The organism is Geminocystis sp. GBBB08, from assembly GCF_016743215.1.
Taxonomy (GTDB): Bacteria; Cyanobacteriota; Cyanobacteriia; order Cyanobacteriales; family Cyanobacteriaceae; genus Geminocystis.
The window spans coordinates 1-9,020 of sequence record NZ_VRZC01000158.1 but is presented as its reverse complement, the minus strand read 5'-3'; the positions used below and the strand labels follow the sequence as shown (position 1 = coordinate 9,020).

Sequence of the window (9,020 nt, the reverse complement as noted above, 5' to 3'; positions counted from 1 at the left end):
CATTTGTCTTTTACTGTTATAGGCATCACGAATGTTAATCTATTTACTATATTCTTTCATCTGTACTATTAACTTAAATTAATTTTCTCTAGGGCTTTTAATAGTACATCCAGAGTGTATTGTTAAAATATGCAAGATCGAAAAATAATTGATGGTTAATAATCATAATTATTAATTAACACCTTTATCTTCTCATCTCCTAATCTTGTAGTTTTCTAATCTTTTCTCTATTTTATCATCCCCAGCACCAGCATTTTACTTACAAATTACTGAAAATAACTGAATTAATTGCAGTAAAATATACTTAAAATTTATCAATAAAAAACTATGACTACTCATTTTATAACCGCAGAAATCAACTTACAAGAAAATCCCCTTAAATTAAAACAAGAAATTGAACAAAAATTAAACACTGAAGGTAAACCATTACGTTGGGCGGTTACTGATATTGATGAAAAGAAGCAAAAAGCAAAAGTAGAAGCAATTGTAACTAAGTAGAATCTACTAAAAAAGTTTTATGACGAGGGTAAGCAAATGGTTAATAAGTAATAGTTTTACCTAAAATTAGGACAAATCATCTTTAAATATAAGTAATTTTGTTTACAATTGTAAAGAAATGATTGAATAAAATTAATGAGGATTACCCTGATGATAAATATGGTGCAAGTTGTTTGATTTTTAGGTTTACTAAAGCCAAACGCCTTTTACATATTCATTGTAGTTATCTTACTCGCCCTCTAATAAAAATTATTACCCTATATCAACCCGATTTTCAACGATGGATTGACTATAAAATTAGGAGAAATATCAGTGAAGAATAGTTACTCTCAAGAAACATTTATCCATACTCTTGTTATTTATACTAACGATTCATACAAACTCCTGTTTATGAATTTGCATCTGTTTAACCAAATTGACGAAAGAAATCTCATTCTCTTCTATGACACAAAAACCTTATTCTGCTGTTTTAATTATCCCTACTGGTATCGGCGCTTCCATCGGCGGTTATGCAGGAGATGCTTTACCAGTGGCTAGGGCAATGGCTCAAATTTGCGATCGCCTTATTACCCATCCGAATGTGATGAATGGGGCTAGTTTATATTGGTCACATAATAATATTGATTATGTAGAAGGATACGCATTAGATAAATTTGCGGCGGGAGAATGGGGTTTAGAATCAGTAACTCAAAATAAAATTGGCTTAATCTTAGATAAAGGTATCGAAACGGAATTAAGATATAGACATTTACAAGCTACTGACGCAGTAAGAACAACTTTAGGTATAAACGTAAGTGATTATACTATCACTGATCACCCCTTAAATGTAGAGTTAAGAATTGCCGAAAGTGGTGCTAGTTGGGGTACAATAGGTAATCCTGATAGTTTATTACGAGCAGGAGAAAAATTACTCAAACAGGCCAAAGTTAATGCTTTAGCGGTAGTAGCTAGATTTCCAGACGACACTGATACTAAAGCCTTACAGGATTATCGTTACGGAAACGGAGTGGATGTGTTAGCAGGTGCGGAGGCAGTAATATCCCATCTCTTAGTTAGAGAATTTCAGATACCCTGCGCTCATGCACCAGCTTTGTCCCCTCTACCCTTAGATATTAGTATATCACCTAGAGCGACTGCTGAGGAACTTGGATATACTTTTTTACCATGTGTGTTGGTAGGATTAAGTAAAGCACCTCAATTTACTCTAAAAAAAAATTATCATAGTCTTTGGGCTGAGGATGTAGATAGTTTAGTTATACCTGCCAATGCCTGTGGTGGTAGTGCTATGTTGAGTTTTAGTGCTTTAAATACACAAATTATTGCAGTAGAAAATAACGAAACAGTCTTAAATATACCTCCTGAATTTTTAGGAATTAAAGCGATTAAAGTCAAATCATATTTAGAAGCCTTAGGAGTAATTATCACCCATCGTGCTGGTATTCGTTATGAGGCACTAAATCCACAAATAAAACCCCTTTATCAAATTAAGAATTAAATGATGTGAGGGAAGACAACTTAAATAAATTTAGGAACAAGGTGATCACTTCTTTATCTTGTCCTATCTTACAATAAATTAGCAATCGAATTAGCGGCGGCTTCTCCTGTGCGTATTGCGCCATCAAAGAAACCAGCCCAACGTTCAGCCATTTCTGTTCCAGCCCAATAAATACGCCCTACAGGAGTGATTAGTGCTTGTCCAAAAGTAGTCCATACCCCCGGAGGCATAAAACCAGCATATCCGCCTCCTACCCATTGCTCTGCAGGCCAATCCACTTCATCGTAAGTAGCCGGTGATAAAGCTTCCTCCCCAAAATAATTAGCTAGATCGGAAAGTACTCCTGAACGTCGTTCGACTTGGCTCATTACACACCATTTTTTATATCGATCGCCAACCACAAAAGTAGCAATAACCCCTACTCCCGTTTCGGGATCGGAACTATCAGCACATAATTCAATCCATTGACAATTACCTAAACCAATTCCAGCTAAACCTTTTTCTCGCCAGAAAGGTCGATCGTAGGAAATCAACAATTTAGCACAAGTACCCATTGGTACTCTTTGAGTAAGTTGTTGACGTAAAGACGGCATGGGAGGGTTATAAGTGATTCTTCCTGCTAAATGAGGAGGCATGGCAACTACTGCATATTTTCCTGAATATTTTGCCTTAGTGGTGTGAACTTCTACCCCGTCATCATCATGGTTAATATGTATAACTGGTTCGCCGATACGGATATGATCATCGCCCAATTCTTCCACAATTTTAGCAGGAATTTGCCCCGCCCCACCGTGAAGAAGTTCGGCTTCGGGATGTTCTCCTTGAGAGGCAGATTTATGTCCCCAAAGAAGGTGTAATAGGGATACTTCACCCGGTTCAGTCGGACCTAAAAAACCCACTGCACGGCACATATAAGAAAAATACCATTTTCCAAAATCCGTGTGAGTATTTTCTTCAATCCATTGGGCAAAAGTTCGATCGTCTAATGCTTTATAATCATTATTGCCAAAGGGGTAAGTCTCAGGTAAACTTTGAGCAAGACTATCAAAAGATTCCCATGCTTTTATCGCATCGTTCCATTCTTCTTCACTAACGTTAGGGGCTTCTCCTTCATAAAAACCTTGAAAAAACCCGTCAAATTCATGACGTTGTCCGTTAAATAAAAGAACTTTTTTTCCTTCTGAGAAAGTCGGAAAACGACGAATATTATACTCATCTAACAAAGCCAGAAAACGATCCTGAGTAGGCCCTACCCATTGTCCACCTCGATCGATCCATTGTCCAGAGGGCAAATATTCGCCATACATTCGACCACCAATACGATTTTGCGCTTCAATTACCAAAACTCTATAACCGAGACGAGAAAGGTTTCGAGCCGCTACCAATCCTGATAATCCCGAACCAGCAACAATACAATCATAAATATTAGACATGATTTTTAGTAAATCTTTTTTGAGCAGATCAGTCAAATAATAATAAGAAATACAATCTATAAATTTAAGTTTTTACATTTCTTAATATGTTTTTGTGTTTTGAACATGAACAACTTAGTATTGTTATTTTAGAATTTTTAATTTAACATAAACGCTATAAACGCTACAAGTAACTTAAATACTGATATTGTCAGACTTTTCTCAAATCATTATTTTACATCAAAAAATGATATTGACATTTTCTAAAGTAAGTGTTATCTTAAATTTATGGATTTAGAAAGATTAGAAAACAACCATCAAGAATGGTTAATCGATGAATTTGTGGAGGTAGCAAATCAATTATTACCTCTCTATCTTCCTGATATTAAGGGTAATAGCAAAGTTAAAGAAGAAATTAACACTCGTCTAGTACGAAGTTACACCAGTCAAAGGTTGATGGATGAGCCTATTCGGCAAAATCGTTATGCTTTTTATCGTTATCGTCATCTTTTACAGTTATTGTTAATTAAGCGTTTACTCAGTGATGGTATCAGCACAACGGCAATTAATGATTTACTTACCTCGAAAACCAATGAGGAGTTAAAAAGTTTATTAATCGGAGGTATTTCTCTTAATCTTACTACCGCCCATCCCCCTTTACAATCTATCCCAAATTCTAGTAATTCCGCTTTGGATTTTCTCACAGATTTAAAAGGAAAAAGAAGTCGATGCCAAAGGCACACTGAGCGATCGTCATCCAATGTTAAGTCATCACCTGAACCGAACAAAAATACCATGTCTGCATTAGATGAGACTTATAATCATCAAAATTTATTAGATAAGGAAGAAAATTGGACTCGTTTAAGGATTTTAGATGGTTTAGAGTTACATATCCGTGATGATTTCATTTATCCCAATAGTATCAAAGAGCGAGAGTCTTTAATAGAACTTTTCCGCAATATTTTAAGTAAATTCTTCAAAAGGAGACAGTTATGAGCATTATTAAGCCTCAAGTACAATTTATCTGTTTAAGAGATGCTATTGCTTCTGATAGCGTAACGAATCTCGATTTGATTGTGAGAATCTCTATTCCTGAAATTCCCACTAATCGACAACGCCGGACTCTTAATTTAGGATTGGTAATCGATCGATCGGGTTCAATGGGAGGTGATAAAATCAAGTATGCCCGTCAGGCAGCTATCTATGCAGTGCAACGATTAGCAGAATCAGACAGAATTAGTGTTACCATCTATGATGATCAAATAGAAGTAATTATTCCCTCTCAACAACCTACTGATAAGCAGAATATTATTAATCGAATTAACAGCATCACTCCTCGCAATATGACGGCGTTGTATGATGGTTGGCTAGAGGGGGCGACTCAAGTGAGTAAATATCTGCAACCCCAACATTTAAACCGTGTTATTTTGTTATCTGATGGTTTGGCAAATGTGGGGGAAACGAATCCTGATGTCATTGGTAATGATGTTAATGGTTTAAGTAAACAGGGGGTTAGCACAACCACAATGGGTATCGGTGATGATTTTAATGAGGATTTGATGCAGGGAATGGCTTTATCTGGGGATGGTAATTATTACTTTATCCAAAATCCCGATCAGTTACCAAGTATTTTCAATGCTGAGTTACAGGGGATTATGGCAACCATTGGGCAAAAAGTCAGTTTAGGGATTAATCCTTTCTCTCCTGTGGAATTGGTGGATGTGTTTAATGATTTGGAAAAAACGGAATACGGGCGTTATAAATTACCGAATCTTATCGCAGGAAATCAATTTGATATGGTTTTGCGGTTAAAAATTCCTCCCATGAGGGAATCAGCACCCCTCGTTAAATTCCGATTAGCTTATGATGACAATGAAACCCTGTCAAGAAAAATCTCTCATCATCAGTTACAGTTACCTGTGGTTAACTCCGCCCAGTTGAATAATTATCCTTTTAATGAGGAGGTAAAGGCAAAAGTTGCTCAGTTAATAGCTTCACGGGCAAAAGAGGAGGCAGTAAGAAGCCTTGACAGAGGGGATATTGTGGGTACAAGGGAGCGTTTACAGGAAGCTAAAGAAGAAATGATGGCTTCTGGAGTGTGCTATAGTGCGATCGAGCCAGAAATAGCAGAAATGGATAATTTATTAGAAGATTTGGAAAGAGGAGAGAGTAAATCCATGCGGAAAAATGATCTATTTCAAAATTATAATAAGCGACGTAGTCGTCCATAAAAGGTGCGTACCCGCAGTGTGCCTTTAGCATCGTAGGGGTTTAAATTATTAAGCCCGTGCTATTTGAGAGATTTGTAAAAAAATCTTAATAAATTGCATAAATCTCGAAAATTATCATGATAAATAAGATGCCAATTTAGAGGGGATTATTACCGATGAAAATACCATAATAGACATCCCTGAAGAATAGTATTTGTAAAAGAAGTGCTATTTTGTGGAGGAGGTTCGATCGCACTCTCATCTTTTTAACTTGACATTTCTCCTGATTTATAATCAGTCCATAAAATTGTTAAATCCTTGTTATCTTTATATTTAGATGCGAAATAAATTATTTAAAACGATGAAGTCATTAACAGATTATACAATTATAGTTAAACCTGATGACAACAATACTTTTGTTGCTTATGTTCCAGCTATTAAGGGTTGTCATGCTTGGGGAAAAAGTGAAGAAGAGGCAAGGTTAGAGTTAAATAATGTTTTCTCAATGATTCAAGAAGAATATCTTGAGCAAGGAAAAATATTACCTAATGATGTTGAAATAAAAGTTGTCGCTCATGCCTAGCAAAGTAAAAACGATCGAAAAAGTAGCAAAAAAATTAGGTTTTCAAAAAGTTCGTCAAAAAGGTAGTCATGCCCGTTGGCAACATATTGACGGAAGATCAACTACAATTCCTATTCATGGCAACGCAGAAATTGGCAGTTGGTTGTTTAAGGAAATTTTAAGTCAGTTAGGTATTACAGAGGAAGAGTTTAACGAACTTAAATAAACTTTACCAAAAGATGATTACTTATTTCTCTCGATCGCTCGATCGACTTTTGGGGATGAGGTTCGCACTGCGTAGCAGATCCCTTCGGGATCGAATTGCTAAACTAAAATAGTATTAATAATAGAGTGTCACTTATGGAAAAATTGCTCATAAATAATAACCAAGAAGATTTAATCGAATTAATCAAATCAGTCAATGAAGAAAATAAAATCTATGAATTAGAAGGAATTAATGCTTCGGCGGTGTTAATCTCTCAAAAAGATTATGAAAGTTTACAAGAAACGATCGAGCTATTGTCAATTTCAGGACTCAGAGAAAGTTTACAACGCTCCCTTGAACAAATATCTAATCAGGAAACTTACTCTTTAGATGATGTATTGGGAGATATTGATTGATGGTTTATCAAATAAGATTTACCAAAGAAGCCAAAAAAGATGTCGCTCAACTTACCCAAAAACAGAAAGAAAAACTCAAAAAAATTATTCAAGAAATAATAAGTATTAGTCCTTATGGTGGTAAAAAACTGCTCGGAGATCTTAGTGGATTCTACTCTATACGTTTAAGTTACAAAGACAGAATTCTTTATACTATTGACGAGCCTCAAAAACTAATTTATATTCATCGTGCAAAAACTCATTATGGAGATTAATCCTAGTCAATAATGATTTAAAACTGCGTGGAGGCGGATAATCCTTATAATCCAGTATTACGCACCTATAAACTTAAAAGAACATTATCAGGAGCTTGGGCTTGTACCGTTGAATATGATTATTGTCGTATTGTGTTTTGTTTTGAGCGTAATCAATAAACTTTAGAAGAGGAAATCAATTTAATTGATATTGGTACTCATGATGAGGTTTATTAGTTACGATATTCTTGTCTCCATGAATAATTATTCCTCTTGATGAATATATTTTTATTGCTTTTCCCATATTTTATCGGAAATAGCACAAATATAGTATTTTTCTAAAAATATATTTATTAAGTATTATCCCACAACTCCACTTCGTGATCGACTTTTGTGATAGGAGTTCGATTTTGTGGGGAAGGTTCGATCGCCTCTATAACTCAGACAAAAAAGTTAGAATAAAATAATCATAAGTAGTCACAATTATTAATTATGAAAAGTGTCGAATATTTAACTGATATAAATGGGAACAAAAAAGCGGTAGTTATTCCCATCGAAATATGGGAAAAAATAATCCCCAATGAGATAAATAATGATGATAAATTACCTGAATATATAGACAATTCTTGTTTAAATCAAGCAATGGAAGAAGCAAAATTAACTCCTTTACTAGATGCTGAAAATGCTTTGAAATTTCAAGAGAACAAAATAGCAAAACCGGGATTACATTTAGGGGCAATTTCTATGGCTGAGGATTTTGATGAGCCTTTATCTGATAGTTTTTGGTTAGGGTAAGAATCATGAAGTTATTACTTGATACCCATACTTTTATTTGGTGGGATAGTAGTCCTAATAATTTATCATCCACAGTAATGGAGTTATTAACTAATTCTAATAACTTAAAAATTTTGAGTGTGGCTACGATTTGGGAAATGCAAATAAAATCTAGTTTAGGAAAACTTAACCTAAAATTATCTCTTGAGGAGATTGTTAAAAGCCAAGTAAGAGAAAATAATTTTCAACTATTATCTATTTTCAATAATCATGTTTTATATTTAGATAATTTACCTCTTTATCATAAAGATCCTTTTGACAGAATTTTGATAGCTCAAGCTAATTGTGAAAATGCTACTTTAATTAGTATGGAGAACTGATTTAAGTACAACAAAACTTCGTCAAAAAAAAGTTTGATCGTACTAAGTAAGATCTTCGGGACTTCATCAATGAATTTTTAAAATTTACACCACAATACTGCATAATTTGCATTTTTGACACTGATAGATAATATAGAAGGAAAAATACTATCTCTATCAAAAATACTTGTATTACTATAAGTTTTAGTGTAGATAATATCCATAATAAATTAAAAGTCTAAATAACAATACTTTTATGACTGAATCTAATCTCAAAAAAACATGGTTGGCTTTGTCTTCCGAAGCCATCGAAGGTGATATATTAACTCAATTTATTATTCCTGCCTTATTACCATCATGGAATTTTGAAGGTAATGAATTTTGCATAGAATATCTTACTGGAAAAGGAGGAGATAAAGTCGATTTAGCCCTCAGAAAAAACACGAATAATGATAATTTTGCTCATAGTAAAAGTAATGCTTTTTTGATTATCGAATTGAAAAAGAGGATGCTAGATATTTCTTCTGGTAGTAAAGATTATCAGAAAGCGGTAATACAATTAAAGCGTTATTTAGATCCCAGTGCCACTAATTGTAAAACTGTTCGTTGGGCAATTCTAACCAATGGTGATTATATTCAACTTTTCCGCCGTCATGATAAAGTTGTTTATCCTTATACAGAAAATATCCTGTTAACTCCTGATAATATTGATGAGAAAATAGCTTTAATTAAAAAATATATTTATCAACCTGAAAAAGCCTTATCCATTACCTTATATAACAATAAAGGAGGAGTTGGCAAAACTACAACAACCATTAATTTAGCAGGAGTTTTATCATTACCCGCCCCTTTTGGG

At 34.3% G+C, this 9,020-nt stretch carries 12 protein-coding genes and 2 pseudogenes; 13 read left to right on the top strand and 1 reads right to left on the bottom strand.

Annotated features, from left to right (window positions below; genetic code table 11):
• Positions 1-327 precede the first annotated feature (327 nt).
• From FWJ34_RS15885 to FWJ34_RS15875, 3 genes are all read left to right on the top strand, one after another.
• Positions 328-498 (top strand): hypothetical protein, encoded by a 171-nt coding sequence (locus FWJ34_RS15885; RefSeq protein WP_308256318.1) that lies wholly within the window; start codon positions 328-330, stop codon positions 496-498.
• A gap of 122 nt (positions 499-620) precedes the next feature.
• Positions 621-821 carry a DUF4258 domain-containing protein gene (locus FWJ34_RS15880; RefSeq protein WP_308256317.1) on the top strand — a complete coding sequence of 67 codons (201 nt, stop codon included), beginning with the start codon at positions 621-623 and terminating at the stop codon, positions 819-821.
• A 119-nt stretch (positions 822-940) separates the two neighbouring features.
• Positions 941-1,993 carry a DUF3326 domain-containing protein gene (locus FWJ34_RS15875; protein ID WP_308256315.1) on the top strand — a complete coding sequence of 351 codons (1,053 nt, stop codon included), beginning with the start codon at positions 941-943 and terminating at the stop codon, positions 1,991-1,993.
• A gap of 68 nt (positions 1,994-2,061) precedes the next feature.
• Here FWJ34_RS15875 and FWJ34_RS15870 read toward each other — a convergent pair whose 3' ends face one another.
• The gene (locus tag FWJ34_RS15870; protein WP_308256314.1) at positions 2,062-3,426 is read right to left on the bottom strand and encodes a flavin monoamine oxidase family protein; all 1,365 of its coding nucleotides are present in this window, start codon (positions 3,424-3,426) and stop codon (positions 2,062-2,064) included.
• A 267-nt stretch (positions 3,427-3,693) separates the two neighbouring features.
• Here FWJ34_RS15870 and FWJ34_RS15865 point away from each other — a divergent pair, with 267 nt between their 5' ends.
• From FWJ34_RS15865 to FWJ34_RS15820, 10 genes and pseudogenes are all read left to right on the top strand, one after another.
• A complete protein-coding gene (locus FWJ34_RS15865) occupies positions 3,694-4,401 on the top strand; it encodes a MerR family transcriptional regulator (RefSeq protein ID WP_308256313.1) in 708 nt (235 codons plus the stop codon).
• Entirely contained in the window at positions 4,398-5,636 is a 1,239-nt protein-coding gene (locus FWJ34_RS15860) for a VWA domain-containing protein (protein ID WP_308256312.1), read from the top strand. Before FWJ34_RS15865 ends, FWJ34_RS15860 begins: the two co-directional genes overlap by 4 nt.
• Positions 5,637-5,976: 340 nt before the next feature.
• Complete coding sequence (locus FWJ34_RS15855) at positions 5,977-6,198, top strand: type II toxin-antitoxin system HicB family antitoxin (RefSeq protein WP_308256311.1); 222 nt, start codon at positions 5,977-5,979, stop codon at positions 6,196-6,198.
• The gene (locus tag FWJ34_RS15850; protein WP_308256310.1) at positions 6,191-6,403 is read left to right on the top strand and encodes a type II toxin-antitoxin system HicA family toxin; all 213 of its coding nucleotides are present in this window, start codon (positions 6,191-6,193) and stop codon (positions 6,401-6,403) included. The genes FWJ34_RS15855 and FWJ34_RS15850 overlap by 8 nt, the downstream gene beginning before the upstream one ends.
• A gap of 134 nt (positions 6,404-6,537) precedes the next feature.
• Complete coding sequence (locus tag FWJ34_RS15845) at positions 6,538-6,798, top strand: type II toxin-antitoxin system Phd/YefM family antitoxin (protein WP_308256309.1); 261 nt, start codon at positions 6,538-6,540, stop codon at positions 6,796-6,798.
• On the top strand, positions 6,798-7,052 hold the full coding sequence (locus FWJ34_RS15840; protein WP_017295276.1) for a type II toxin-antitoxin system mRNA interferase toxin, RelE/StbE family: 255 nt from the start codon (positions 6,798-6,800) through the stop codon (positions 7,050-7,052). Before FWJ34_RS15845 ends, FWJ34_RS15840 begins: the two co-directional genes overlap by 1 nt.
• A gap of 33 nt (positions 7,053-7,085) precedes the next feature.
• Positions 7,086-7,211, top strand: a pseudogene (locus FWJ34_RS15835) (type II toxin-antitoxin system mRNA interferase toxin, RelE/StbE family); the annotation flags it as partial.
• A gap of 312 nt (positions 7,212-7,523) precedes the next feature.
• Positions 7,524-7,826 (top strand): hypothetical protein, encoded by a 303-nt coding sequence (locus FWJ34_RS15830; protein ID WP_308256308.1) that lies wholly within the window; start codon positions 7,524-7,526, stop codon positions 7,824-7,826.
• Between the two features lie 5 nt (positions 7,827-7,831).
• Entirely contained in the window at positions 7,832-8,185 is a 354-nt protein-coding gene (locus tag FWJ34_RS15825; RefSeq protein WP_308256307.1) for a type II toxin-antitoxin system VapC family toxin, read from the top strand.
• Between the two features lie 235 nt (positions 8,186-8,420).
• Positions 8,421-9,020, top strand: a pseudogene (locus FWJ34_RS15820) (ParA family protein); the annotation flags it as partial.